This is a genomic window from Nonomuraea sp. AD125B (assembly GCF_041402765.1).
GTDB lineage: Bacteria > Actinomycetota > Actinomycetes > Streptosporangiales > Streptosporangiaceae > Nonomuraea > Nonomuraea bangladeshensis.
Map to the genome: position 1 here is coordinate 154631 of NZ_JBGLOU010000009.1, position 26246 is coordinate 180876.

Annotated in this window: 21 protein-coding genes; 3 read left to right on the forward strand and 18 right to left on the reverse strand. The window is 73.3% G+C overall.

The features are described 5' to 3' along the window. Positions 1 to 26: 26 nt before the first annotated feature. From murC to mraZ, 11 genes are all read right to left on the reverse strand, one after another. Positions 27 to 1430, reverse strand: a complete 1404-nt coding sequence (gene murC, locus ACBR40_RS24370) for a UDP-N-acetylmuramate--L-alanine ligase (RefSeq protein ID WP_371250254.1) — start codon at positions 1428 to 1430, stop codon at positions 27 to 29. Then, positions 1427 to 2503, reverse strand: a complete 1077-nt coding sequence (murG, locus tag ACBR40_RS24375) for an undecaprenyldiphospho-muramoylpentapeptide beta-N-acetylglucosaminyltransferase (RefSeq protein WP_344214871.1) — start codon at positions 2501 to 2503, stop codon at positions 1427 to 1429. Before murG ends, murC begins: the two co-directional genes overlap by 4 nt. A 12-nt stretch (positions 2504 to 2515) precedes the next feature. Next, the gene (gene ftsW, locus ACBR40_RS24380) at positions 2516 to 3811 is read right to left on the reverse strand and encodes a putative lipid II flippase FtsW (RefSeq protein ID WP_344214869.1); all 1296 of its coding nucleotides are present in this window, start codon (positions 3809 to 3811) and stop codon (positions 2516 to 2518) included. Next, complete coding sequence (murD, locus tag ACBR40_RS24385) at positions 3808 to 5184, reverse strand: UDP-N-acetylmuramoyl-L-alanine--D-glutamate ligase (protein ID WP_371250255.1); 1377 nt, start codon at positions 5182 to 5184, stop codon at positions 3808 to 3810. The genes ftsW and murD overlap by 4 nt, the downstream gene beginning before the upstream one ends. After that, a complete protein-coding gene (gene mraY / locus ACBR40_RS24390; protein WP_329580462.1) occupies positions 5181 to 6239 on the reverse strand; it encodes a phospho-N-acetylmuramoyl-pentapeptide-transferase in 1059 nt (352 codons plus the stop codon). Before mraY ends, murD begins: the two co-directional genes overlap by 4 nt. Then, positions 6236 to 7660 (reverse strand): UDP-N-acetylmuramoyl-tripeptide--D-alanyl-D-alanine ligase, encoded by a 1425-nt coding sequence (gene murF / locus ACBR40_RS24395; protein ID WP_371250256.1) that lies wholly within the window; start codon positions 7658 to 7660, stop codon positions 6236 to 6238. Before murF ends, mraY begins: the two co-directional genes overlap by 4 nt. Further along, positions 7660 to 9198 (reverse strand): UDP-N-acetylmuramoyl-L-alanyl-D-glutamate--2,6-diaminopimelate ligase, encoded by a 1539-nt coding sequence (locus ACBR40_RS24400; RefSeq protein ID WP_371250257.1) that lies wholly within the window; start codon positions 9196 to 9198, stop codon positions 7660 to 7662. The genes murF and ACBR40_RS24400 overlap by 1 nt, the downstream gene beginning before the upstream one ends. A gap of 40 nt (positions 9199 to 9238) precedes the next feature. Continuing rightward, the gene (locus tag ACBR40_RS24405) at positions 9239 to 11911 is read right to left on the reverse strand and encodes a penicillin-binding transpeptidase domain-containing protein (RefSeq protein ID WP_371250258.1); all 2673 of its coding nucleotides are present in this window, start codon (positions 11909 to 11911) and stop codon (positions 9239 to 9241) included. Next, the gene (locus ACBR40_RS24410) at positions 11908 to 12534 is read right to left on the reverse strand and encodes a hypothetical protein (RefSeq protein WP_344214859.1); all 627 of its coding nucleotides are present in this window, start codon (positions 12532 to 12534) and stop codon (positions 11908 to 11910) included. Before ACBR40_RS24410 ends, ACBR40_RS24405 begins: the two co-directional genes overlap by 4 nt. Then, complete coding sequence (gene rsmH, locus ACBR40_RS24415; RefSeq protein WP_344214857.1) at positions 12524 to 13489, reverse strand: 16S rRNA (cytosine(1402)-N(4))-methyltransferase RsmH; 966 nt, start codon at positions 13487 to 13489, stop codon at positions 12524 to 12526. Before rsmH ends, ACBR40_RS24410 begins: the two co-directional genes overlap by 11 nt. 219 nt (positions 13490 to 13708) lie before the next feature. Beyond that, positions 13709 to 14140: a division/cell wall cluster transcriptional repressor MraZ gene (gene mraZ / locus ACBR40_RS24420; RefSeq protein ID WP_344214855.1), complete on the reverse strand. Its 432-nt coding sequence runs from the start codon at positions 14138 to 14140 to the stop codon at positions 13709 to 13711. A gap of 480 nt (positions 14141 to 14620) precedes the next feature. On the opposite strand from mraZ, the gene ACBR40_RS24425 reads away from it, so the two are divergent. From ACBR40_RS24425 to ACBR40_RS24435, 3 genes are all read left to right on the forward strand, one after another. Beyond that, positions 14621 to 15598 (forward strand): MoxR family ATPase, encoded by a 978-nt coding sequence (locus ACBR40_RS24425; protein WP_344214853.1) that lies wholly within the window; start codon positions 14621 to 14623, stop codon positions 15596 to 15598. A 76-nt stretch (positions 15599 to 15674) separates the two neighbouring features. After that, positions 15675 to 16937, forward strand: coding sequence for a DUF58 domain-containing protein (locus ACBR40_RS24430; RefSeq protein ID WP_344214851.1), 1263 nt, complete (start codon positions 15675 to 15677; stop codon positions 16935 to 16937). A gap of 10 nt (positions 16938 to 16947) precedes the next feature. After that, complete coding sequence (locus ACBR40_RS24435; protein ID WP_371250259.1) at positions 16948 to 19419, forward strand: transglutaminaseTgpA domain-containing protein; 2472 nt, start codon at positions 16948 to 16950, stop codon at positions 19417 to 19419. A 94-nt stretch (positions 19420 to 19513) separates the two neighbouring features. Here ACBR40_RS24435 and ACBR40_RS24440 read toward each other — a convergent pair whose 3' ends face one another. The 7 genes from ACBR40_RS24440 to ACBR40_RS24470 form a co-directional block, all read right to left on the reverse strand. Next, on the reverse strand, positions 19514 to 19921 hold the full coding sequence (locus ACBR40_RS24440; RefSeq protein ID WP_371250260.1) for a DUF3040 domain-containing protein: 408 nt from the start codon (positions 19919 to 19921) through the stop codon (positions 19514 to 19516). A gap of 228 nt (positions 19922 to 20149) precedes the next feature. Continuing rightward, positions 20150 to 21391 carry a DNA polymerase IV gene (locus tag ACBR40_RS24445; protein WP_344214845.1) on the reverse strand — a complete coding sequence of 414 codons (1242 nt, stop codon included), beginning with the start codon at positions 21389 to 21391 and terminating at the stop codon, positions 20150 to 20152. A 54-nt stretch (positions 21392 to 21445) separates the two neighbouring features. Beyond that, positions 21446 to 22198: a methyltransferase domain-containing protein gene (locus ACBR40_RS24450; RefSeq protein ID WP_344214843.1), complete on the reverse strand. Its 753-nt coding sequence runs from the start codon at positions 22196 to 22198 to the stop codon at positions 21446 to 21448. A gap of 263 nt (positions 22199 to 22461) precedes the next feature. Then, positions 22462 to 22872: a transcription antitermination factor NusB gene (gene nusB, locus ACBR40_RS24455; protein ID WP_329580500.1), complete on the reverse strand. Its 411-nt coding sequence runs from the start codon at positions 22870 to 22872 to the stop codon at positions 22462 to 22464. Between the two features lies 1 nt (position 22873). Then, a complete protein-coding gene (efp, locus tag ACBR40_RS24460; protein ID WP_344214840.1) occupies positions 22874 to 23434 on the reverse strand; it encodes an elongation factor P in 561 nt (186 codons plus the stop codon). 26 nt (positions 23435 to 23460) lie between these two features. Continuing rightward, positions 23461 to 24498: a M24 family metallopeptidase gene (locus ACBR40_RS24465; protein WP_371250261.1), complete on the reverse strand. Its 1038-nt coding sequence runs from the start codon at positions 24496 to 24498 to the stop codon at positions 23461 to 23463. A 46-nt stretch (positions 24499 to 24544) separates the two neighbouring features. Next, a complete protein-coding gene (locus tag ACBR40_RS24470) occupies positions 24545 to 26206 on the reverse strand; it encodes a serine/threonine-protein kinase (RefSeq protein WP_371250262.1) in 1662 nt (553 codons plus the stop codon). Between the last annotated feature and the right edge of the window lie 40 nt (positions 26207 to 26246).

Sequence of the window (26246 nt, forward strand, 5' to 3'; positions counted from 1 at the left end):
GACCCGGCGCCACGCCCGGGTGGCCGTCAGGAGGAGAGCCGGGCGACGATCTGGGGGCCCAGCTCGGTGACGTCGCCGGCGCCCATCGTGAGGACGATGTCGCCCGGCCGCGCCCGCTCGGCCACCAGCGCGGGCACGGCGGCCCGGTCCGGCGCGTACGAGACCCGCTCCGCGGGCAGCGGCACCCGCGAGGCCACCATCGCCCCCGACACGCCCGGCTCCGGGTCCTCACGGGCCCCGTAGACGTCGAGCACGACGACCTCGTCGGCGAGCCCCAGCGCCGCGCCGAACTCGTCGGCGAAGAAGCGGGTGCGCGAGTAGAGGTGCGGCTGGAAGATCGCGACGACCCGCCCGTCGCCCGAGTAGGAGGCGACGACGTCGCGGGCGGCCCGCAGGTCGGCGGCCAGCTCGGTCGGATGGTGGGCGTAGCTGTCGAACACCGCGACGCCCCCCGCCTCCCCCTTGGCCTCGAAGCGCCGCTTGGCCCCCGTGAAGGCCCCCAGGCCCCCTCTGATCTCCTCGAAGGACAACCCGAGCTCGTCGGCCACGGCGATCGCCGCGGTGGCGTTGAGCGCGTTGTGCGCCCCGGGAACGGCCAGGCGCACGTCTCCGCGCCCCTCGATCTCGAAGACCGTGCCGAACCCGTCGGGCCGGACCCCGGAGAGGCGGTAGTCGGCGCCCTCGGCGGCGCCGTAGGTGCGCACCCGCAGCCCGCGCTCGCGAGCCCGGTCGGCCAGCTCGGCCGAGCCCGGGTCGTCGGCGCAGATCACCAGCAGCGAGCCGACCCGGTCGGCGAAGCGGGCGAAGCTGTCGTGCACGGCCCGCGGGTCGCCGTAGTTGTCGAGGTGGTCGGCCTCGACGTTGGTGACCACGGCGATGTCGGGGGCCAGCATGAGGAAGGAGCCGTCGCTCTCGTCGGCCTCGGCCACGAACACCGTGCCGGCCCCGTCGTCGGCGCCGAGCCCGGTGGTGACGAGCTGGCCGCCCACGCAGTAGGACGGGTCGGCGCCGCACTTCTGCAGCGCCACCGTCAGCATCGAGGTCGTGGTGGTCTTGCCGTGGGTGCCGGCGATGGCCACGGCGGTGCGCCCGGCCATCACGGAGGCGAGGGCGGCCGCCCGCGGGATGATCCGCAGCCCCTGCTTGAGCGCCTCGCCCAGCTCGGGGTTGGAGTCGCGGATGGCGGTCGAGACGACGACGGTGTCGACGTCCTTGATGTGCGAGGCGGCGTGGCCGATGTGCACGGACGCGCCGAGCTCGCGCAGCTCGGCGACCAGCTCGGAGCTGCGGGCGTCGCTGCCCGACACGCGCACGCCGCGCTTGAGCAGGATGCGCGCGATGCCGGACATGCCCGCTCCGCCGATGCCGATGAAGTGCACCCGCCCCAGTTCTTCGACGCGGACGGGATCGACCAGCTTCACGAGTCTCATCGGGCTATCTCCAACACTTTCCTGGCAAGCATGATATCTGCGTCCTTCCGGCCGAGCCTGGCGGCGGCCTCCGACATGGCGGCGACGCGCTCGGGGTCGTGCAGCATCGGCAGCACGTTCCTGATGATCCAGTCGGGCGACAGCTCGGCGTCGTCGACCATGAGCCCGCCCCCGCCGCGCACGATCCGCTCGGCGTTGAGCGCCTGCTCGCCGTTGCCGTGCGGCAGCGGCACGTACGCGGCCGGCAGCCCCACCGCGGTCAGCTCGGCGCAGGTGAGCGCGCCGCTGCGGCACAGGGCCACGTCGGCGGCGGCGTAGGCGAGGTCCATGCGGTCGACGTAGGGCAGCAGGACGTACTGCGGGTCGCCGGGCGGCGGCTCGCGCTCGATGACGTTCTTCGGCCCGATCACGTGCAGCACCTGCACCCCGGCCCCGCGCAGCGCGGGCGCGGCGGCCAGCGCGGCCTCGTTGATCGAGCGGGCCCCCTGCGAGCCGCCGAAGACCAGCAGCGTGGGCCGGTCGGTCTCCAGCCCGAACCACGAGCGCGCCTTGTCGCCCATGGACAGCCGGTCGAGCGTGACGATCTCGCGGCGCAGCGGCGTGCCGATGTAGTCGGCCTTCGGCAGCGCGGCCTCGGGGTGGCCGGTGAAGACGTGCTCGGTGAGCCGCGCGCCGAGCCGGTTGGCCAGCCCGGCGCGCGGGTTGGCCTCGTGGACGACGATCGGCAGGCCGCGCCGCTTGGCCGCCAGGTAGGCGGGCGTGGCGACGTAGCCGCCGAAGCCGACCAGCACGTCGGCCTGGACGCGTTCGAGCACGTTCGCGACCGCGTTGATCGCCCCGGCCAGCCGGCCGGGGACGGTCAGCAGGCTGGGGGTGATCGCGCGCGGCAGCGGGACCGCGGGCACCAGCTCCAGGTCGTAGCCTCTGGCGGGCACCAGCCGGGTCTCCAGGCCGCGATCGGTGCCGACGCAGGTGACGCCGATGCCGGGATCGAGATGGCGCAGCGCGTCCGCAAGGGCTAGCGCGGGCTCGATGTGCCCGGCCGTCCCCCCACCGGCGAGGACCACCCTCATCAAGGTCACTCCCTAACGTGTCGCTCGGCCTCTGGACGTACCCCCCAGGCCCAGCCAGCTTAGGGCCCGCGCGCCGGGTCCGGGGCCACGAGCGGCCAGAGCCTCACGCGCGCCCGGCTCGTGTTTGGCGAACGACAGCAGCATGCCGAGCGCGGCGAGCGTGGGCAGCAGCGACGAGCCGCCGTACGAGACCAGCGGAAGGGTGATGCCGGTGATGGGCAGGACGCCGAGGACGGCGCCCATGTTGACGATGGCCTGCCCGACGATCCAGGCGACCATGGCGGCCGCGGTCAACCGGATGAAGGGGTCGTTGACGCGTACGGCGACGCGCAGCCCCGCGTAGCCGAGCAGCCCGAACAGCGCGACGACCAGGAGCGTGCCCATGAGCCCCAGCTCCTCGCCGACGATGGCGAAGATGAAGTCGCTCTCGCCGTGCGGCAGCCAGCTCCACTTCTGCCGGCTCTGGCCGAGCCCCACCCCGAACCAGCCTCCGGAGCCCATCGCGATCTGCCCCTGCACGGCCTGGTAGCCGGCGTCCTGCGCGTCGGCCCAGGGGTTGAGGAAGGCGCCGATGCGCCGCATCCGGTAGGGCTCCACCTTGATCATGATGACCGCGGCCAGCACGGCCAGCGACATGATGCCGCCGAACAGCTTGATCGGCGCGCCCACCACCCACAGCAGGGACAGGAAGACCATGAAGAGCACCAGCGTGGTGCCGAGGTCGCTGCCCAGCAGCACCAGCACGACCATGATGGCGGTGCCCGGCATCAGCGGGATCAGCAGCTGCCGCCATTCGATGCGGCCCTGCCGTGCCCGCCGTGCCAGCAGGTCGGCACCCCACAACACGAGCGCGAGCTTGGCCGGCTCCGACGGCTGGATGGTGAGGGATCCGACGTAGATCCAGCGCTGCGCGCCCTGCTCCGCGGAGCCGATGAACAGCACCATCACCAGCAGGATGATCGACAGCGCCATCAGCGGATAGCCGGCCCAGCGGAAGAACTTCACCGGCAGGCGTGAGCAGGCGTACATGACCGGCAGGCCGATCGCGGCCGACAGCGACTGCTTGATGAACCACGAGAAGGGGCTGCCGGTCTTCTGCAGCGCCTCGACGCTGGAGGCCGACAGCACCATCATCAGGCCCAGCGCGAGCAGCAGGGCGCCGCACATGATGATCAGGTAGTAGGTGGTGAGCGGCCTGCCGAGCAGCTCGCGCAGGGTGGCGAGCTGCTCGCGGGCCCAGCCCTGCGGCCCCTCGGCGGAGGCAGAGGCGGGGGCGGGGTGCGCGCGCTTCTCGGCGGTCGCGCTCACACCGCTCCCTCGGCCCGCTCCTTCAGCCCGCGTACGGCGCGCGCGAACGCCTCGCCCCGCGCCGGATAGCCGGGGTACATGTCGAGTGAGGCCGCCGACGGGGAGAGCAGCACGGTGTCGCCCGGCGAGGCCAGGCCGGCGGCTGCGATGACGACTTTCTCCATCGCACCAGTGTCCCGATCGGCGATGTCCACGACGGGGACATTCGGGGCGTGTCGCGCGAGGGCTTCGGCGATCTGGGCGCGGTCGGCGCCGAGCAGCACGGCGCCGCGCAGCCGGGGGGCGGCCCGGCGGACGAGGTCGTCCACGTCGGCGCCCTTGAGCTGGCCGCCCGCCACCCACACGACCGACGGGTAGGAGGCCAGGGCCGCGGCGGCGGCGTGCGGGTTGGTGGCCTTGGAGTCGTCCACGTAGTCGACGTCGCCGACCCGCTCGACCAGCGCCAGCCGGTGCGGGTCGGGCACGAAGTCCCGAAGGCCCCGCGCGACCGCCTCGCCGGGCACGCCGAACGCGCGGGCCAGCGCCGCCGCGGCCAGGGCGTTGGCCACGTTGTGCGGGGCGAGGGGGCGGATGTCGCCCAGCGTGGCGAGCTCCTCGGCCGCCTCCACCGGGTCGGCCACGAACGCCCGGTCGACCAGCAGGTCCTCCACGACGCCGAGCTGCCCGGGCTTCGGCACCCGCAGCGTGAACCCGACGGCCCCCGGGTAGGGCGCCGCCAGCCTGGTCGCCTCGGGGTCGTCGGCGTTGTAGATCACGGTGCCCGCGCGCTCGAAGACGCGGCCCTTGGCGGCGGCGTACGCCTCCATGGAGCCGTGCCAGTCGAGGTGGTCGGGGGCGACGTTGAGCACGGCCGCGGCGTGCGGGGCCAGCGTCGCCGACCAGTGGAGCTGGAAGCTGGACAGCTCGACGGCCAGCACGTCGTACGGCTCCGCGACCGCCCGCACCACGGGCAGGCCCACGTTGCCCACGGCCAGGGCCTTGTGCCCGGCGGCGAGCAGGATCGAGGTGAGCATGCGCACGGCGGTGGTCTTGCCGTTGGTGCCGGTCAGGGCGAGCCACGGGGCGGCCTGGGCCGGGCGCAGCCGCCAGGCCAGCTCGACCTCCCCCACGACCTCCACGCCCGCCTCCAGCGCGGCGGCGACGAGCGGGTGGTGCGGCGCCCAGCCGGTGGTGACGAGCCGCGTGGCGCCCTCGGGCAGGGCCATCGTGCCGAAGCGGGTCTCGACGCCGAGCCCGGCCAGCTCGGCCGCGGCGGCGAGCTGGCGCTCCCCCTCGGCGGCCTCCACGACGACGACGCGCTCGCCGCGCCCGGCGAGGGCCCGCGCCACGGCGGTGCCGGAGACGCCGAGCCCGGCGACGCAGGTGAAGGTCATGGCTTGGGCATCCACTCGACGTAGAAGAGGCCGAGCCCGAGCGCGGCGCAGAGCATGGCGATGAGCCAGAAGCGGACCACGATCGTGGTCTCCGCCCAGCCCTTGAGCTCGAAGTGGTGCTGGAGCGGGGCCATGCGGAAGACGCGCTTGCCGGTCATCTTGAACGACCCGACCTGGATGATCACGGACAGGGTGATGATCACGCACAGGCCGGCGAGGATGATGAGGAGGAGCTGGGTGCGGGTGGCGATGGCCAGGCCGGCCAGCACGCCGCCGAGGGCGAGCGAGCCGGTGTCGCCCATGAAGATGCGGGCGGGCGGGGCGTTCCACCACAGGAAGCCGATGAGCGCCCCCAGCACCGCCGCGGCGACCACGGCGAGGTCGAGGGGGTCGCGTACCCAGTAGCAGTTGGGGCCGAGCTGGTCGATGCAGTTGTTGCGCAGCTGCCAGTTGCCGATCAGCACGTACGCCGCCAGCACCACGCCGGCGGCGCCGCTCGCCAGGCCGTCGAGCCCGTCGGTGAGGTTCACCGCGTTGGAGAACCCGACGATCATGATGAGCACCCAGATGGTGAACCCGACGATGCCGATCGAAGGGCCGATGTCGCGCAGGAACGACACCCGGGTCTCGGCGGGGGTGATGCCGTAGACGTTGGGCTGGCGGACGACGAGGACGGCGAAGACCGCGCCGACGACGAGCTGGCCGAGCGCCTTGGCGCCGCTGCGCAGGCCGAGGCTGCGCTGCTTGTAGATCTTGATGAAGTCGTCGAGGAACCCGACCGCGCCGAGCCCCGTCATCAGGAACAGCACCAGCGTGCCCGAGACGGTCGGCGGCGTGAGGGTGGCCAGGTGGGAGGCCCCGTAGGCGAACAGGGCGGCCAGGACGAACACGATGCCGCCCATGGTGGGGGTGCCCCGCTTGCCGAGGTGGGCCTGCACGCCCTCCTCCCGGACCTGCTGGCCGATGCCGCGCCGCGTCAAGAGCCGGATCGCCAGCGGGGTGCCCAGCATCGAGAGGATGAGGCCCACCGCGCCGGCGATGATGATGTTGGTCACTGGGGGGCACCTCCGAGGACCAGTTCGGCCGTACGCTCCAGGCCCATGGCGCGCGGGCCCTTGATCAGCACCGCGTCGCCGGGCCGCAGCCACTCGCCGAGCGCGGCGGCGGCCGCGGCGGCGTCGGGGACGTGCACGATGCGCGGCCCGGTCTCGCCGGGCGGGCCGCCCGGCGGCGCCTGAGCGGCCTTCGCGGCCTCGTGGGCGCCCTCCAGGACGGGCTCGGCGTCGGGCCCGGCCACGACGAGGCCCGTCAGGCCCGCGCCGCCGGCCAGGACGCCGAGCTCGCGGTTGAGCGCGGTGGCCTCCTCGCCCAGCTCGCGCAGGGCCGCGATGACGGCGAAGCGCCGCCGCCCCTGACCGAGCACGGCGAACGTCTCGAACGCGGCCCGCATCGAGTCGGGGTTGGCGTTGTAGGCGTCGTTGATCACGGTGACGCCGTCGGCCCGCTCGCTGACCTCCATCCGCCACCGGCTGGCCGGCGTGGCCTGCGACAGCTCCTCGGCGATGGTGGCGACGGGCAGCCCCAGCTCGTACGCCGCCGCGGCCGCCGCGAGCGCGTTGTCGACCGCGTGGCCGCCGTAGAGCTGGAGCGTGACGGGCGCGGCGCCGGACGGGGTGCGCAGGGTGAAGGAGGCCCGCCCGCGCTCGTCCATGGTGACGTCCTCGGCGCGGATCGCGGCGTCCTCGCCCCGGCCGTAGAAGGTGACCCTGGCCTCGGTGCGCGAAGCCATCTCGCGGACGAGGGGGTCGTCGGCGTTGAGCACCGCCACGCCCTCCCCGGACAGCGCCTCGACCAGCTCGCCCTTGGCCTTGGCGATGGCCTCCTTGCCGCCGAACACGCCGAGGTGGGCGGTGCCGACGTTGAGCACGACGCCGATGCGCGGCGGCGCGATGCGGGTCAGCTCCTTGATGTGGCCGATGTTGCGGGCGGCCAGCTCCAGCACCATGAACCGGGTGTCCTGGTCGGCGCGCAGCACGGTCAGCGGGTGGCCGAGCTCGTTGTTGAAGCTGCCGACGGGGGCGATGGTCGGGCCCATCCTGGCCGTGAGCCGGGCCAGGAGGTCCTTGGTGGTGGTCTTGCCGGCCGAGCCGGTCACGCCGATCACGGTGGTGCGGGGCAGCGCGGCCACCTGCGCGGAGGCCAGCACGGCGAGGGCCGCCGCGGCGTCCTCGACGATCACCGCGGGCGCCTCGACGGGCCTGGTGGCCAGCACGGCGACGGCCCCGGCCCTGACGGCCTGGGCGGCGAAGTCGTGGCCGTCCACGCGCGCGCCCGCGAACGCGACGAACAACGATCCCGGTTCGACGGCCCGCGAGTCGATCACGACGGGCCCGCGCACGACGGCGCGGGGATCGGCCTTGCCCGACAGGGTGCCGGAGGTGATCTCGGCGATCCTGGCCAGCGGCAACGGGATCATCAGTGCTTCCTGCTTTCCGTGCTTTCCTTGCGCGCGTGGATCGCCTCGGCGACGGCCTCGCGGTCGTCGAAGGGGATCACTTCGCCTGAGACGTACTGGCCCTGCTCGTGACCCTTGCCTGCCACGACGATCACGTCGCCGCGCCCGGCCCTGGCGATCGCCAGGCCGATGGCGGCGGCGCGGTCGGGCTCAATGATCACATGAGCGCGGCCGTGCTGCGGAACGCGGAGCGCTCCTTCCATCATCGCCGAGAGAATGGCGAGCGGATCCTCCGTACGGGGATTGTCGCTGGTGAAAATGGCCACATCCGCCAGCTCGGCGGAGATCTCGCCCATGATGGGCCTTTTGCCCTTGTCGCGGTCGCCGCCGCAGCCGAGGACGATGACCAGCCGGCCGGCGGTGACCGTACGCAGCGAGCGCAGCACCGACTCCACCGCGCCCGGTTTGTGCGAGTAGTCGACGATCGCCTGGAAGTCGTCCTCGGCGGTCGTGACGCGCTGCATGCGGCCCGGCACGCCGGCGAGCGTGCCGACGCCGTGCACGGCGGTCTGCAGCGGCACCCCGGCCTCGACCAGGGTGACGATGGCGCCGAGCGCGTTGGCGACGTTGAACGGCCCCGGCAGGGCGATCCGCGCGTCGGCCTCCACGCCGCCGGGACCGGTCACCCGGAAGGCGCTGCCGTCGGCGCCCAGGCGGACGTCCAGCGCCCGCCAGTCGGCCTCCGGGTCGCCCTCCGCCGAGAACGTGGTCATCGGCACCTTGGCCCGGTGCAGCAGCTCGCGGCCGTGGCGGTCGTCGAGGTTGGTGACGCCCGCGCGGCTCAGCTCCGGCTGGAACAGCCGCGTCTTGGCGGCGAAGTAGTCCTCGAAGTCCTTGTGGAAGTCGAGGTGGTCCTGCGAGAGGTTCGTGAACAGCGCCACGTCGTAGTAGACGCCGTCGATCCTGCCGAGGGCGAGCGCGTGGCTGGAGACCTCCATGGCGGCCGCGGTGACGGACTGCTCGCGCATGAGGGCGAACAGGCCGTGCAGCGCCGTGGCCTCCGGCGTGGTCAGCGTCGGCTGGAAGCGCAGCTCGCCCGCGCGGATCTCCACGCCGCCCACCAGGCCCGTCGTGTGCCCGGCCGCCCGCAGGCCCGCCTCCAGCATGAACGTGGTGGTGGACTTGCCGCTGGTGCCGGTCACGCCGAGGACCTGGATGTCGTGGGCCGGCTGGCCGTAGACCCAGGAGGAGATCTGCCCGAGCAGCGCGCGCGGCTCCGGCACGATCAGCACCGGCAGCCCGGTGGCCGCGGCGGCCTCGCGCCCGGCGGGGTCGGTCAGGATCGCCACCGCGCCGCCGGCCATCGCCTGCGCGGCGAACGTGGCGCCGTGCGCCTGGCTGCCGGGCAGGGCGACATAGAGATCACCTCGCCGGACGTCGCGGGAGTCGATGGTGACGCCGGTCAGGGCGGCATGGGGCGACCTCGACGTGCCGGAGCCGGCGTCGAGCATGGTCGCGAGCCCGGTCAGCGGGCGAGGCGGATTGGTCGTGGGACGCATAGACGACGGGGGACGCACGGCGAGAGCGTACCTTCCCTGGTCACTCTCCGGCGCGCGTACGCACCGGCGTCGCGGAGGAGCCTGTGGGAGGAATCTTCTTGCTCTTGATGGCGAACGTCATCACATCCTTGAACACGGGGGCCGCGAGCTGCCCGCCGAAGTGCCCGTTCTTCGGGTTCTGCAGCACCGACAGCACCACCAGGCGCGGGTCGTCGGCCGGCGCGAAACCGACGAACGAGGCAGTGTAGCCGTCGTAGCGGCCGAGGGCGGCGTCGTAGCGGTTGGCGGTGCCGGTCTTGCCCGCCACCCGGTAGCCGGGGATGGCGGCCAGATGGCCGGTGCCCTCCTCGCCGACGGCGCTCTCCAGCATGGTCGTGATCTCCTTGGCGGTGGTCTCGCTCACCACCCTGGTCTGCTTGCCGGGGGCGGCGGGGACGAAGTGGCCTGAGGCGTCCGTGGTGCCCGCCACGATCTGCGGCTCGATCTTGACGCCGCCGTTGGCGATGGTCTGGTAGACGCTGGCCATCTGCAGCGCGGTCACCGACACGCCCTGTCCATAGGCTACGGTGCAGCTCTGGCTGCCGGACCACTTGCGGTAGTCGGGCAGCAGGCCCGCCTCGGCGCCCGGCACCCCGCCGCCCGGCGTGCTGCCGAAGCCGAACGCCTTCAGCATCGCGTACAGGCGGGCGCTGCCGACCTTGCGCGCGGCCATGATCGTGGCCACGTTGCTGGACTCGGCCATCGCCTGGCGGAACGTCATCGACTCGGCCGCGTGCGCGTGCGCGTCGCGCAGCACCTGGTCGTAGCACTTGATCCGGTCGGGCACCTCGAACACGGTGTCCGGGGTGACCATCCCGGCCTCCAGCGCGGCGGCGGCCGTGATGACCTTGTTGGTGCTGCCCGGCTCGAAGACGTCGGCGGCGGCCTTGTTGATCTGGCTGGAGGCCGGGGCCGAGCGCCAGTTGCCGAGATCGAGCTCGGGGGCGTTGGCCATGGCGACGATCTGCGCGGTGCGCACGTCCATGACGATGACCGTGCCGCTGTCCGCGCCCGACTCCTTGACCTGGTCGGCGACCGACTTCTGGGCGGCCCACTGGACGTCGCGGTCGAGGGTCAGCCGGACGTTCTGGCCGTTGACGGGGGCCGTGCGCTGGCTGCTGGTCATCGGGATCTGCTGGCCGTCGCGGCCGGTCTCCATGCGCTGCTGCCCGTCGCGGCCGGCGAGCAGCTTGTTGCTGGTGCGCTCGATGCCGATCAGGCCCTTGCCCTCGTCGCCGATGAAGCCGATGAGGCTGCCCGCGAGGTCGCCGCCCGGATAGAGCCGGCGGTAGGTCTTCTTCGCGTTCAGCGCCGGGATGGACGCCTGCAGCAGCCGGCTCGCCACGAGCGGGTCGACGTCGCTCGCCAGGCGCTGGTAGCGGGTGTCGGTACGGGCCAGCTTGGCGGCCATGTCCTGCTCGCTCTTGCCGAGCTGCTGGGCGAGGAGCTTGGCGGCCTTCGCGCGCACCCCCGCGTCGGTGATCTTGGACGGGTCGATGGACAGCTCGCGGGCCTCGACCGTCACCGCCAGCTCGTGGCCGTTGACGTCGGTGATCGAGCCGCGCTTGGCGGGGATCGTCTCGACGTGCTGGCGCTGGTCCACGGCGGCGGCCTCGTACACCTTGGAGTCGAGGCCCTGCATCTGGATCAGGCGGCCGGCGAAGATCGACAGGACGAACGTCATGCCGATCAGGCCGATGTTGATGCGCCGGCGCGGGCTGCCGAGCCGCAGCACCAGCGGCGGCTTCGGCGGGCGCGGCGGGGCCGGCGGGCGGCGCCCGAAGCCCCTCGGCGGCGGGACGTCCCCGCCGCGCGGGCCCCGGGGGCCGTCGGCGGGACGGCGCGGCGGGACGCGGTCGCGTTCGCCCGGCCGGGCACGGCGCGGCCCGTCGTCCTGACGCCCGCGCGTGTCGCCCCGCGCCCGCCCGTCGTCGTCCTGACGCCCTCGGCCGCGCGCCTCCCCCGGACGCCCCTCCCGGAGCGTCCGCCGGTCGTCGCGATCCTGGACCCGCCCCCGCATGCGGTCGTCGTCCCGCTCACCGGCAACGCGCCGCGACCGCCCCGCGTCATCACGCTCGGCGGAGGAACGGCGGGAAGGGCCGTTGTCGTCGCGCTCGGCGGCTGTGCGGCGGGGGCGGTCGTCGTCGTCTCGGGTGCCTGGGGTGCGGGGGCGTGGGCCGGGGTCGCGGCTCTGGGCGGCGGTGCGGCCGCGGGGGCGGTCGTCCTCGCTGGACGGGCGGCGGCGGGAGCCCGGCTCGCCGGTGGCGCCGCGGGGTCGGCCGCGGCCGTCCTCGGGGCCGCCCCGGCCGTCCTCGCGGCGGGCGCGACCACCGTCGGCCCGTCCGCGCCCACCGGCGCGGCCCCCCGTGGAGCGGCGGTCGCCGGGGGCGGCGTCGTCGGAGGGTGGGGGGTCGTCGTCGCGGGAGGGGCGGGCCCGCGGGTCGTCGTCAGGGCCGAACGGCAGGTCCAGCGGGTCGGGCCGTTTGCGCGGCTGCCGGGGCGGGTTGTCCGGCGGCGCCGGGCGGCCCGCGCCGTCCGAACGGGCGGAGCCGCCCTGACGCCCCGCCCGTCCAGGTCCGCCCGGCGTACGACGAGCGGCGCCGGGCCCTCCTTGAGAGCCGGCGCCGCCAGCGCCGCGGCCGGGTCCCTGCCCCCTGCCGCCTGATTCCCTCACCGCTGCGTGTCCGCCTGGCGTGCCTGGTCACCGTTCCAGACGTTGACGCTGTCCCAGTCGGGGTGCTGCCCCTGCTGCTCGGCGAGCTCGGCGAGGACGCCGGGCTGGTTCTTGCGCTGGTAGTCCTGCTCGATCTTCTCCTTCTCCTGCCGCGCCACCGCGATCTGCTCGCGCAGCTTGGCGTCGGTGATGGCGTCCTGCGCGAGCATGGTGTTGAGCAGCAACAGGCTGACCAGGCCGCCGGACATCAGCCCGACGACGAGCAGCACGAACGGCGTGCGCTGGCGCCGCGCGGGCCGCCGCCCCGCCGCGGGCCGCGCCTGGGCGCCCGCGGGCCTGCCCGCCGCATCGGGACGCGCGCCGGAACGGGTCCCGGGACGCGCGGTGGTACGGGGGTCGGTACGAGTGCCCGGACGCGCGTCGGTGCGGGTGCGCGTCTTCGTCTGCTGCGGCTCGGCGGGCTGCGGCTTGGACTGGAGCGGGGCCGGGGACCGGCGCACGCCGGTCCGGGGGACCGTCTTGGCCCCCGTCTTGCCACCCGCCTTGGAACCCACCTTGGACGCTGCGGCGGGCGCCGCGCGGCGCACGGCCGCGACCCGGCCGGTCTCCTGCTCAGTCGTCAACACGGATCCTCTCTGCCGCCCGTAGCCGGGCCGAGGTCGCCCGCGGGTTGCGGGCGACTTCTTCTTCGCTCGGGAGCTCCGCTCCCCTCGTCAGCAGGCGGAACCTGGGCTGGTGAGCCTCCAGGGGGACGGGCAGCCCGGGGGGGCTGGTGTCCCTGGTTCGCGCCGTGAGGGCCTGCTTGGTGAGCCGGTCCTCAAGTGAGTGGTATGAGAGCACGACGACTCGACCACCCAGGGCGAGCGCGTCGAGTGCCGCGGGCAGCGCCGCCTCCAGGGCGGACAGTTCCGCGTTCACCTCGATGCGCAGCGCCTGAAAAGTCCTCTTGGCGGGGTTTCCCCCGGTGCGCCGGGTAGCGGCGGGGATCGCGTCGCGCACGATGTCCGCGAGCCGCTTGGTCGAGGTTATTGCCTCTTTGGCGCGTTCTTTGATGATCAGGCCCGCGACACGCGGAGCGAATCGCTCCTCGCCGTAGACGCGCAGGATGCGGGTCAGCTCGGCGGCAGAATAGGTGTTGACCACCGTCTCCGCCGTCAGCTCCTGCTCGGTGTCCATGCGCATGTCGAGCGGCGCGTCGTAGGAGTAGGCGAACCCCCGCTCGGCCTCGTCGAGCTGCGGCGAGGACACCCCGAGGTCGAACAGCACCCCGTTGACGACGGGACGCCCGGCCCGCGCGAGCACCTCCCGCAGGTCGCCGGACGAGGCGTGGACCAGCGTGATGCGGTCCGCGTACGGGCTCAGCCTGCGTGTGGAGTGCTCGATCGCGAACGGGTCGCGGTCGATCCCGATCAGGTGAAGCGACGGGTGGGCCGCGAGCAGGGCCTCAGAATGGCCGCCGAGGCCGAGATTGGCGTCGACCACGACGGGATCGGGGCCGGTGAGCGCGGGGCCCAGCAGTTCCAGTACGCGGCCGAGCATCACCGGAACGTGACCACCCGTGCCGACGTCGTCCTGCATCTCCAACCCCCCTTTCGCGTCCTTGCTCGCGGATGACGCGTGTCGATCGATCCGGTTCTTCCTGGGTCCCCACCCGGCGCCGCCCGGCCAGGTCCCCATCCGCACCCTCTTCGTGGACGCCCGTCCACTGACACCGGGGAAGGTGCATCAGTTGACCGGCAGTGGTTGCGGGTGGAGACCTCGCCGAACGACAGCTCCGACGGATCGACCGTGGCTACATCACAAGATCCCTGGCAGCACCTCCTCCGACAGATCGGCGAACGCCTGCTCCTGTTCGCTGAGATAGGTGTCCCAGGCCTGGGAGTCCCAGATCTCCAGCCGGGTGTTGGCTCCGATGACGACGCAGTCACGCTCCAGGCCGGCGTAGTGGCGCAGGCCCTGCGGGATCGTGATGCGTCCTTGTTTGTCCGGCGTCTCGTCGGACGCGCTGGCGAAGAAGACGCGGCTGTAGTCACGCACCGCCTTGGCGGTGACCGGGGCGGTCCGGAGAGCCTCGGTAATGCGCTGGAACTCCTCCACGGGAAAGACGTAGAGGCATCGCTCCTGGCCTTTGGTGATCACAAGACCCTCCGCCAGCTCCTCACGGTACTTAGCCGGCAGGAACAGCCGTCCCTTGTCGTCGAGGCGCGGGTGATGGGTGCCGAGGAACATCGGCGCCACCTCCCGTGCCTAGTGAAGCGCTCAGCGCTGGTGCACCGGGCCCTCCACTGCGCACCACCATACTCCACTTCTCCCCACCGTCAACTGATTCGAACCGTCTTCATCATCGGTTTCCCTTGCGTTACCGCAGGTCAGAGAGGGGGGTCGGAGCGGTGGGGGGTGGGGGCGCGATCAACTCGCACGGGCGTGTCGAGACTTGCGCGAAGCCCGGGAACGCGGGCCAGGGGCGGCTCTGGAGGGGCCCGGGAACGGCCGCGTGGAGGAAAGTGGAGTGGCGAGCGGGCCAGTGTGTCACAGGACGCGGACCCCGGTGGCACCAAAACGGGAACATCGCCCAGGTTCCCTGGAATATCCACAAATGTCGCTCGACAACCCACAGCGTCGTAGGGTCGTACACACAATGGAAAAGGAACGGCATGGCTCCCGCAAAGGCAACGCCGGGACAGCCGTAGCACTTCTCATGGAGGCCTGGTGGCAGTAACCCATGACGTCCCTCCCCAGCTCGACGAGCTGGTCACCGTGGCCCACCGGATCCGCGAGGCGATCGAGTCGGTGATCGAGGGCAAGGGCGACGCCGTCCGGCTCACCCTCACCGTCCTGCTCTCGGAGGGCCACCTGCTCATCGAGGACGTCCCCGGCGTCGGCAAGACCATGCTGGCCAAGGCGCTGGCGCGTTCCATCGACTGCCCCGTACGCCGCGTGCAGTTCACCCCCGACCTGTTGCCCAGCGACATCACCGGGGTGAGCGCCTACAACCAGCAGACCCGGGAGTTCGAGTTCAAGCCGGGCCCGGTCTTCGCCAACATCGTGGTGGGCGACGAGATCAACCGCGCCTCCCCCAAGACGCAGTCGGCGCTCCTCGAATGCATGGAGGAGCACCAGGTGACCGTGGACGGCGTGACGTACCAGCTCGACGCGCCCTTCATGGTGATCGCCACCCAGAACCCGATCGAGATGGAGGGCACCTATCCCCTCCCCGAGGCGCAGCGCGACCGCTTCACCGCCCGGGTCGCCATGGGCTACCCCGAGCCCACGGCCGAGCTGGAGATGCTCGACGTGCACGGCGGCACCTCGCCGCTGGACAAGCTGGAGCCGGTGGCGACCACCTCGGAGGTGCGCTCGCTCATCGAGGCCGTGCGCGGCGTGTACGTCTCCCAGGCGGTCAAGAAGTACGCCATCGACCTGGTCGTGGCCACCCGCCACTCCCCCGACCTGCGGCTGGGGGCCTCGCCCCGGTCCACGCTGCAGCTCGTACGCGCGGCGAGGGCGCACGCCGCGCTGGCCGGCCGCGACTACGTCATCCCCGACGACCTGCAGGACCTCGCGATCCCGGTGCTGGCGCACCGGCTGCTGCCCAGCGTCGAGGCCCAGGGCCAGCGCCGGCTGCCCGAGCAGGTGGTGGCCGACCTGATCAGGCGCGTGCCGGTGCCGGAGACGCGAGGCCGTTGATGGACCGGCGGCGCGCGCACGCCTCCGGGCGGCACCCCGGGCGGCTCTCCGGGCGGCACGGCACGGGCGGCACGTCATGAGGGCGGGGCTGCGGGCGCTGACCAGCAGGGGCCGCTCGTTCCTCGCCTCGGGGATCGCGGCCCTGCTGATGGCGTTCTTCCTCGGCGAGAGCGACCTGTTCAGGATCGGGGTGCTGATCACGGCGCTGCCGCTGCTGGCCGCCATGGTGGTGGCGCGGACCCGCTACCGGCTGAGCTGCGCCCGGCGGCTGGACCCGCCGAGGGCCGAGGTGGGCGGCGAGGCCACGGTGACCCTGCGGCTGGAGAACGTCACCCGGCTGCCCACCGGGCTGCTGCTCATCGAGGACACAGTCCCGTACGCGCTGGGCGTGCGGCCCCGGTTCGTGCTGGACCGGGTGGAGCCGCGCGGCGTACGGGAGATCGACTACCGGGTGCGCTCCGACCTGCGGGGCCGCTACACCATCGGGCCCCTGTCCATCCGGATCGCCGACCCGTTCGGGCTGGTGGAGCTGACCCGCTCGTTCACGATCAGCGACACGCTCGTGGTGACCCCGCACGTGGCGGCGCTGCCGCACGTACGGCTGTCGGGCGAGTGGTCGGGCGGCGGCGAGAGCCGCACGCGGAGCGTGGCGGCGGCCGGCGACGACGACGTGGCGCCGCGCGAGTACCGCCAGGGCGACGACCTGCGCCGGGTGCACTGGCGCTCGACCGCCAGGCGCGGCGAGCTGATGGTACGGCGGGAGGAGCAGCAGTGGCAGAGCCGCGGCGCGCTCCTGCTCGACACCCGCAGGCACGCCCACCGCGGCGAGGGGCCGCGCTCGTCGTTCGAGGTGGCGGTCTCGGCCGCGGCCTCCATCGGCGTGCACCTCGCCCACGAGGGCCTGGGCCTGCGGCTGGTCACCGACCAGGGGCCCGAGCACCTGACCGACAGCGGGCTCAGCTACTCGCTGCTCGACACCCTCGCCGTGATCAGGCACAGCCCCGCCCGCTCGCTGGAGATGGGCGTCTCGGCGCTGCGCCAGGGCGGCGGCGACGGGCTGATCGTGGCCGTGCTCGGCGCGCTGGAGCCGGAGGAGGCGAGGGAGCTGGCCCGGCTGCGGCACAGCAGCATCACCGGCGTGGCGGTGCTGCTCGACGTCGGCACCTGGGACGGCGGCGCGCCGGGCTCGGCCGACGACCACCAGGCTGTGCAGGCCGTGCTCGCCGGGTACGGCTGGCGCATCGTCAACCTGCCCGCCGGCGCCTCGATCGCGTCGGTGTGGCAGCACGCCGCCAACCGCGGCCGGTACGTGCTCAATCCCGCGGGAGGCCCGGCGTGAGGGGGAGGAAATGAGACTGACCGTCGCCTCGGGGGCGGCCACGTTCACCGCGGCCATCCTGCTCTACCCCCTGTTCGAGGGCGGTACGTGGTTCTGGTCGTCGCTCGGCGCGGTGCTGGCCGTGATGGCGGCCGGCCTGGTGAGCAGCCGCCTGTCGCTGCCCGCGTGGGCGGCGCCGGTCCTGGCCCTGGCCGTCACGGGGATCTACCTGACGGTGTCGTTCGCCGCCGAGGAGGCGTGGGGGCTGGTGGTGCCGACGAAGGCGTCGGTGCTGGAGCTCGGCCGGCTGCTCGGGGTCGGCTGGGCCGACATCCAGCGCTTCGCCGCCCCGGTGCCCGACACCGAGGGCATCGTGCTGCTGACCACCGGCGGGGTCGCGCTCATCGCGATCCTCGTGGACCTGTTCGCGGCGCGGCTGCGCCGGGCCGCCCTGGCGGGGCTGCCGCTGCTGGCGCTCGCGACGGTCCCGGCGACGATCCTGCCCGACCCGATCAGCTGGCCGGCGTTCATCATCGCCGCGTTCGGCTTCGTCGGGCTGCTCGTCGCGGACGGGCGGGAGCGGATCGGCCACTGGGGCCGGGCGGTGCTGGTGCGCAGGACCCGCATGGCGGCGACGCCGTCGCAGGGAGCCCCGGGACGGACCGGGGCTCCGGCCCGGCAGACGGCGCGGCAGACGGCGGCGGCCGACACGAGCGGGCTGCGGCTGTCGGGCAAGCGGATCGGGTTCGCCGCGATCGCGCTGGCCGTGCTGGTGCCCGCGTTGCTGCCGGCGATGGAGCCGGTGTCATTCTTCCAGTTCGGCGTGGGCGGCAGCGGGACGGGCGGGCGCGGCAACTCCATCAGCATCCCCAACCCGATCGCCGGTCTGCGTGGCCAGCTCGAACTGCCCGAGCGGCGCATCGTCCTCACCTACGCCAGCAACGACAACCAGCCTCGCTACCTGCGGATCTACGCGCTCGACACGTTCGACGGCCAGCAGTTCGGCATGACCAAGCCGAAGGGCGCCGTCGCCAACCGCACCGACAACGGCCCGCTGCCCGAGCCGCCGGGACTGACCGGCAGGACCGACGTCACGAACGTGACCACCGACATCGAGATCAGCGACCAGGTCGCGGAGCTGATGTTCCTGCCGCTGCCGTACCCGCCGAGGGAGATCCAGGTGGACGGCGACTGGCGGGCCGACGTGGACACGCTGATGGTCTTCTCCACCCGGGACGAGGCGGCGGGGCTGGGCTACCGGGTGCTGACGTCGGAGCCGGCGCCGACCCGTGAGCTGCTGGAGTCGCTGCCGTTCGACCGGGACGCGGTGGACCCGCGCTTCCTCGCGCTGCCCGAGGACCTGCCGGCCGAGATCCGGGCGCTGCCGCGGCGCATCGTCGGTGAGGTGTCCTCGCCGTACGAGGCGGCGGTGAAGCTGCAGAAGTGGTTCACCGAGGACGGCGGTTTCACCTACAACCTGCGGACGCAGGGGCACAGCACCTCGGCGCTGGCCGACTTCCTGCTGCACAGCCGGACGGGCTACTGCGAGCAGTTCGCCGCGTCGATGGCGGTGCTGGCCCGGCTGATGGGCATCCCGGCGCGGGTGGCGATCGGCTACACCGGCGGGAGCGTCGTCGGCGGCCGGTGGCAGGTGGGGACCAACGACTCCCACTCGTGGCCCGAGCTGTACTTCGAGGGCGTGGGCTGGCTGCCGTTCGAGCCGACGCCCTCGGGCTCGCTGGGGCAGGGCAGCGCGCGGCCGCCGGCGTACTCGGTGCCGGCGCCCGAGTCCACCGGTGACTCCTCGACGCCGACGCCGGGCGCGACGAGCTCTGCGGGCAGCGACGAGATCGCCCCCGGCTCGCAGCAGAACCCGCGCGCGGTGGACCGGGAGAGCCAGCTCCTGCCGGGCGGCGCGCCGGCGCCGGAGGAGTCCTCGCCGGTGATCGGCAAGGTCGCCCTCGGGCTCGCCGGGCTGCTGCTCGTCCTGCTGATCCCCGCCGCCGCGCGGGTGGTCACCAGGAACCGCCGGATAAGGGCGCTGGACCGGCAACCGGCACAGCCGTCGGACGGGGTGACGGCCAGGGCCACCGCCGGACGCGCCCCCTCGGTCACGGCGGCCTGGGCCGAGCTGGACGACGTCCTGTACGACTACGGCCTGGCCCGCCACGCCAGCGAGACCCCGCGGGCGCTGGCGCGACGGCTGGTGCAGCAGTACGAGTTCGGCGCGGACGCGGCGGCGGCCCTGTCGGCCATCGCCTCGGCCGTCGAGCGGGTGCTGTTCGCCCGTGACCCGGGCCGCACCGGGCCGCTGCGCAAGGAGCTGCGCACGGTGCGCCAGGCGATCGCGGCCACGGTGTCGCGGCGGCGGCGGATCCGGGCGGTGCTGCTGCCGCCGTCCACGCTGCGGCGGCTGCGCGGCTTCGGCGAGCGGCTGCTGGACGGGTTCGACCTGCTGGAGACCATCAGGCTGCGGCGCACGGCGGCGGAGAAGGGCTCCTGACCGGCCGCGCGGGCGGAACATGACAGAGCGTGCGGCCCCTCCCCGATCGGGGAGGGGCCGCACGCTCTTCTGTCCTACGTCCTCTGGTCCTACGTCAGCGTTCGTCGTGCCGGCGGCGCCAGCGCTCCTCCATGCGCTCCATGAAGGTGCCCCGGTTGCTCCGGCGGGCGGGCCTGCCCGGCGCGGCCTGCCCGGGGGCGGCCGGCGGGACGTCGCCGAACCCGTTCATGCGTTTCCAGCTCGACAGGCCCCACAGACACGCGGCGAGCATGACCACGAAACCGCCGACGCCGAGGGGGATCAGAGCATTGCCGCTCACGACGACGCCGACCATCATGACGACGACGCCGAGGGCAAAGCCGATGGTGGCCTTGATGAGGCGACGCTTGTAGTGACGGCGCGGGTCACTGATCCTTACGGTGTTGGCCCACTTCGGGTCCTCGGCGTAGAGGGCCTGCTCGATCTGGTCGAGCAAGCGCTGCTCGTGCTCAGAGAGCGGCACGGCGCCTCCCAAGGACAGCCCCAGGACGGGGAAGACGGCAACGGACGACACGGGGTGTCCGAACCTCGCGGTCGGTTATCCCCAGAATACGAGGCTGTAGACGTAGGCGAAAGCAAACGTCCAACGCAGACCAAACCGGAGGTGACGTCATGGCTCCATTGTGGCCCATCTCGCCCCCCTCTCCCCAAAATTGTGACTCCGGCGCACCACGAAGTAGGGACATCGGCGTCATGTCTCTATTTCATCAAGCTTGCCACGTACGAGCGATGCTGGGACCACCGCATCGGGACCGAATCTTCGAATCGCCTTGTCCATCGCCTGCTCGGCCTCCCGCCACCCGGTCTCCCGCTCGCCGAGGCTGAGCTGCCTGGTGGCCTCCTCCGCCGGGCGCAGGTTCTCCATCCGCACCCCCACGAGCCGCAGCCGCACCCGCTCCAGGCCCGCGGCCTGGTAGAGCTCGCAGGCAGTGGCGTAAATCACCTGGGCCACGTCGGTCGGCTCGCGCAACGTGCGCGAGCGCGTGATCGTCGTGAAATCGGCTCGGCGAAGCTTCACACTTACAGTTCTTCCCACGTGGCCGCCCTTACGCATCCTCGCGGCGACCCGCTCCGACAGCCGCAGCAGCTCACGCCTGATGACGTCGGGGTCGTCGACGTCGGCGGCGAAGGTCTCCTCGTTGCCGATGCTCTTGTCGGGCACGTGCGCGGTCACCGGGCGCTCGTCGCGCCCCCAGGCCAGCGCCGCCAGATGGCCGCCCACCGCCTGCCCCAGCTCGCGCTGGAGCGTGCCGGGCGGCACCCTGGCGAGGTCTCCGACGGTGCGGATGCCGAGACGGACCAGGGACTGCTCGGTGCGCTCACCGACGCCCCAGAGGGCCGACACGGGCAGCGGGTGGAGGAAGGCGACCACCTCGTCGGCCGGGACCACCAGCAGGCCGTCCGGCTTGCACTGCTTGGAGGCCAGCTTGGCGACGAATTTGCTGGCGGCCACGCCCACCGAGCACGTGATGCCGTAGCGCTCCAGGACCTGCTCCTTGATCGTCGCGGCGATGGCGGCGGGCGGGCCGAGCCGCCGCCGGGCGCCGCCGACGTCGAGGAACGCCTCGTCGGAGGCGATCGGCTCGACCAGCGGGGTGATCGCGTGGAAGATCTCCATGACGCCCTTGGAGACCTCGGAGTATTTCCCGTGGCTGGGCGGGATGATCACGGCCTGCGGGCAGAGCCTGCGGGCCCGGCTCATCGGCATCGCGGAGTGCACGCCGTGGGCGCGGGCCTCGTAGGTGGCGCTCAGCACGACGCCGCGCCCGGCGGGCGAGCCCACGATGACCGGGCGGCCGCGCAGCTCGGGGCGTTCGAGCAGCTCGACGCTGGCGAAGAAGGCGTCCATGTCGACGTGGAGGATGGGGCAGCCGCTGTCATCGGCCCCGGTGCGCGGAGCGGGGCCGATGCCGGTGATCTGCTTACGGGACACGCCGTCGATTCTATCCGAACACGAATTCGATACAGGGGACGCCCCGAGGGGCGTTCAGGCGCGGCGGCCCAGCACGTGCAGCTGGGCCGCGATGTCGCGCAGCACCGGATGCGCGGCGGCGGCCTGCTCCAGCGCCGCCAGCGACTCGGCCGCGCCGGGCTCGCCGTCCACCAGCCGGCTCGGCACCAGGTCGGCGAAGACGCGCACGCCGTGGACCGGCCCGGCCGCGAACCCGGCGGCCTCCAGCAACCCGTTCAGCGCCTCCGCGGTGAAGCGGCGGGGCGTGGGGTCGCGATCGCCCCAGGTGCCCCGCGGGTCGTCGAGCACCGCCCGCGCCTCGTCGAACTGGCCGGCGAGCGCGCGGTGGATCGCCGTGGCGACCGGGTTGGCGGCCAGCACGCTGACCGCGCCGCCCGGGCGCAGCACGCCCGCGACGGCGGCCAGCGCGCTGACGGGGTCCTCGACGTACTCCAGGACGCTGTGGCAGAGCACCAGATCGGCGCTGTCGCGCTGGAGCAGCTCGCCCAGGGCGTCGGCGTCGCCCTGCAGCGAACGCACGCCCACGCCCTTCTCCTTGGCCCGGCGCTCCAGCGCGGCCAGCGAGTCGGGGCTCGGGTCGACGACGGTGACGGAGTGGCCCAGCGCGGCGAGCGGCACGGCGAAGCCGCCGGTGCCCCCGCCCGCGTCGACGATGTCGAGCGCCTCGCGGCCGGTGGCCGCGGCCCGCTCGGCCAGGACCGACCGCAGCGCGTCCCAGACGACGGCGGTGCGCACCGCCGGGGTCCTCGTGACGCTTTCAGCACGCACCGTTGGGCTCGCCTCCCTCTCGCCCCGCGAGCTGCTGCTTCGCGGCGGGCTCCTTCGCGGACGCGCCCCAGCCTACGCCGTGCGGGGCATCGCCCGCTGCCCGGTGGGGGGAACGGGCCCGAGAGGGGCGGGAAACGCAGAAGGGGCGCGTCGCGGCTGGTGACGCGCCACTTCTCCGTACGCGATCACGCCGCCCGCGCCCCCACGGCCGAGCGGTCGCTGTGCTTGGAGGCTACCCCGAAACGACCGGTTTCGACGGGTCTCTAAAGGGTGAGGCTTGGCTTGAGTTGCTTGAATCTGGCCAGCAGCCCGTTGACGAACTGAGGGGACTCGTCGGTGGACAGCTCGCCCGCCAGGTGCACCCACTCGCTGATCACCACGCCCTCGGGGACGTCGGGCATCCACAGCAGCTCGTAGGTGCCGCCGCGCAGCAGGTTGCGGTCGACCGCGGGCATGCGGTCGAGGGTCCAGCCCTCGGCGTAGGTGGTGATGAGCTCGTCGATGCGCGGGCGGTGCCTGGCCACGCCCTCAACGATGGCCGAGGTGTATTCGTTGACCGGGGGCTCCTGCCGCTCCACGCGCTCGGCGAGGATCTTCAGCGGATCCTCGCCGCGGAGTTCGGACTCGAAGAGGATGTCGAGCGCACGCCTGCGCGCCTTGCCACGTGCCGACACCTCAGGCCCGGCCGAGGTACTCGCCGGTGCGGGTGTCGACCTTCACCTTCTCGCCCGTCGTGATGAACAGCGGGACCTTGATCTCCGCGCCGGTCTCCAGCTTGGCGGGCTTGGTGCCGCCGGTGGAGCGGTCGCCCTGCAGGCCCGGCTCGGTCTCGGCGATGGTGAGCTCGGCCGCGGCGGGCAGGTCGACGTAGAGGGCGGCGCCCTCGTTGAAGGCGACCGTGGCCGTGGTGTTCTCCAGCATGTAGTTGGCGGCGGTGCCGACCGTGGCGGCGGACACGTTGACCATGTCGTAGGTCTCGGTGTCCATGAAGACGAAGTCGTCGCCGTCGCGGTAGGAGTACTGCATCTCGCGCTTGTCGACGTTGGCCACGTCGACCTTCACGCCGGCGTTGAAGGTCTTGTCGACGACCTTGCCGGAGAGGACGTTCTTCAGCTTGGTGCGCACGAACGCGCCGCCCTTGCCCGGCTTGACGTGCTGGAACTCGACAACGCTCCAGAGCTCACCGCCCTCGAGCTTCAGCACGATGCCGTTCTTGAGGTCGTTGGTCGTCGCCACTCGTTCTTCTCCCGCGTGCGGCCGCTCTAAAGGACGAGCAGCTCCTTGGTCGTCTTGGTGAAAAGCTCCGGCCCGCCCGCACGGGTCACGAGGGTGTCCTCGATCCGGACGCCGCCTCGGCCGGGGAGGTAGACCCCAGGCTCGACGGTGATCGGAACTCGATCCTCTAGTCTACCGGTACGCGAGGGGCCCAGGAACGGCTCCTCGTGGATCTCCAGGCCGACGCCGTGCCCGAGGCCGTGCCTGAAGTGCTCGCCGTGGCCCGCCTCCGCCACGATCGAGCGGGCCGCGCGGTCCACGTCACCGGCCGCCGCGCCGGGCGCGAGCGCGTGCCGGCCCGCCCGCTGGGCTTCGGCCACCAGGTCGTAGAGCTCGCGCTGCCAGCCGGCGGGCGGCCCGAGGCTGACCGTACGGGTCATGTCGGCGTGATAGCCCTGGTAGCGGGCGCCGAAGTCCATCGTCACCAGGTCGCCGGCGCGCAGCTCCCTGCCGGTGGGGGCGTGGTGCGGGATCGCGCCGTTCTCGCCCGCGGCCACGATCGAGTCGAACGCGGGCTTGTCGGCGCCCAGCTCGGTCATGCGGTTCTCCAGCAGCCGGGCGAGCTCGCGCTCGGTCATGCCGGGGACGATGCGGGCCGAGACGTCGGCGAACGCCTGATCGGTGATCGCGCAGGCGGTGCGCAGCAGCTCCAGCTCGGCGTCGTCCTTGACGGCGCGCAGCTCCTCGACCACCGGGCCGAGCGGCACCAGCCCCTCGCCCAGGCGGCGGTAGGTGGCCACGGTCATGCTCGACGCCTCGATGCCCGCGCCCGGCTCGGCCAGCCGGGCCGCCACGTCGGACGCCTCGACGACCGGGACGCCGAGGGTGCGGGCCTTGCCGATGTAGCGGTTGTCGGTGGCGAGCAGCGCCGAGCCGTCGGCCCGGACCAGGACGGCCGCGTTCGAGCTGGCCAGGCCCGTCAGATAGCGGACGTTGACCGCGGAGGTGACGAGGAGCGCCGGCACCTCGCGGGCGGGGAGCAGCGCGGCGAGCCGCGCCAGGCGCGCCGCGTGGTCGAAGGTCATCCCGCCAATCTACGGCCGCTCACCGGCCCTCGCGGCGCGCGACGGGTCAGCGGTCCGGTACGGCCCATTCGCGGATGAACTCGGCGAGCGGGCCGGTCGGCTCCATGTCGCCCTTCTGCTGGGCGCGCTCCAGGTCGCGGTAGACGCCGGCGACCTGCTTGAGCGCGGCCTCGCGGTGGCCGGCGGCGTACTTGCCCGCCGCCTTGCGCAGCTTGTCCTGGGCCTTGGAGGCGACGCGCGGGTTGATGCCGTTGGTGCCGACCTGGTGCGTCACGGCCTGGTCGAACGCGCTCAGCCACCGGTCGAAGCCGCCGGGCGGCTCCTGGCCGGGGCGGAGGGTGCCGCGGACGGGGGGCGTCTCGCGCAGCGCGCTGGGCAGCTCGCTGTCCGGCCCGAAGGTGATCACGTTGCCCGGCGACGGCTGGGCCGGCGGGCTGGAGGGCTCGCCGGTGGGCCAGTCGGACGTCGTGGTGGGCGTCTGTCCCGGCACGACGTCCGTGGTGGGCGCGTCGCTGGGGGTGGCCACCGCGACCGGGTCGCGGCCCTCGGGCTCGTCGCCGCCCGCGTTCGCCCAGAGGACCATGCCGACGGTCACCGCGACGATGGCGGCCACGGCCGCGCCGAGCTGGACGACGAGCCTGCGCCCGCCGCGCGCCGGCTGCCGCGGGCCCTCCATCGCGAGGTCGCCGGCCTGGTAGACGGCGGTGTCCCCGGCGCGGGCCGCCGGTGCGGCGCCGGGAACGTCGCCGCGCAGCATGGCGCCGGTCACGGGCACGCCGGCGGGGGCCGCCGGGGCGTCGGGGTTGGCGCGGGGGTGGGCGATGGTCACCAGCGCGCGGCGGATGGTCTCGCCGCCGGCCGGGCGGCGGGCGGGGTCTTCCGCGATCATGGCCAGCACCAGGCGGTCGAGCTCGGCGGGCACCCCGGCCCTGAGCGCACTGGGCGGCACCGGCCCCGTGGCGGAGACGCCCGTGGCGGAGACGCCCGTGGCGGAGACGCCCGTGGCGGAGACGCCCGTGGCGGAGACGCCCGTGGCAGAGACGCCCGTGGCGGAGACGCCCGCACCGGAGACGCCCGTGGCGGGGGCGTCCTCCGTGCCGGCGGCCTCGAAGGGGTGGCGGCCGGACAGCAGCTCGTAGCAGACGCAGCCGAGGGCGTACACGTCGCCGGCAGGTCGCGCCTCGTCCCCCGCGGCCCGCTCGGGGGCCAGGTAGCGGGGGTCGCCGCCGGGCGTGGCCGCGCCGCCGAGCCCGAACCCGACGACCTTGAGCACGCCGCTGCCGGCCCGCCGGAAGCTGTCGGGGTCGATCTCCCCGTGCACCACCCCGGCGCGGTGCGCGGCGTCCAGCCCGGCGGCCGCCTGCGCCACCAGGTCGCACGTCTCCACCACGCCGAGGGTGCCGCCCGCGGCCTCCCGCTCCTCGCCGAGGCTCATCCCCGTGAGGTGCTCCATCACCAGGAACGGCGCCCCGTCGTGCTCGCCGACGTCCAGGACCATGGCCACGTTCGGATGGATGACCTTGGCCACGGCCTGGGCGTGCTGCCTGAGCGTTTCCGGGGTTCCCGCGCCCCGCAGCAGCTTCACGGCCACGACCCAGTCGGCGCGGGTGTCGTACCCGCGCCACACCTCGCCCACCGGTCCGGCGCCGATGCGCTCCTCCAGCCGGTACCGGTCGGCTATCAACGCCGGCGTCGTCGCGTCGGACATATCTCCGCCAAACACTCGAAAATCATGATTTCCGACCCAC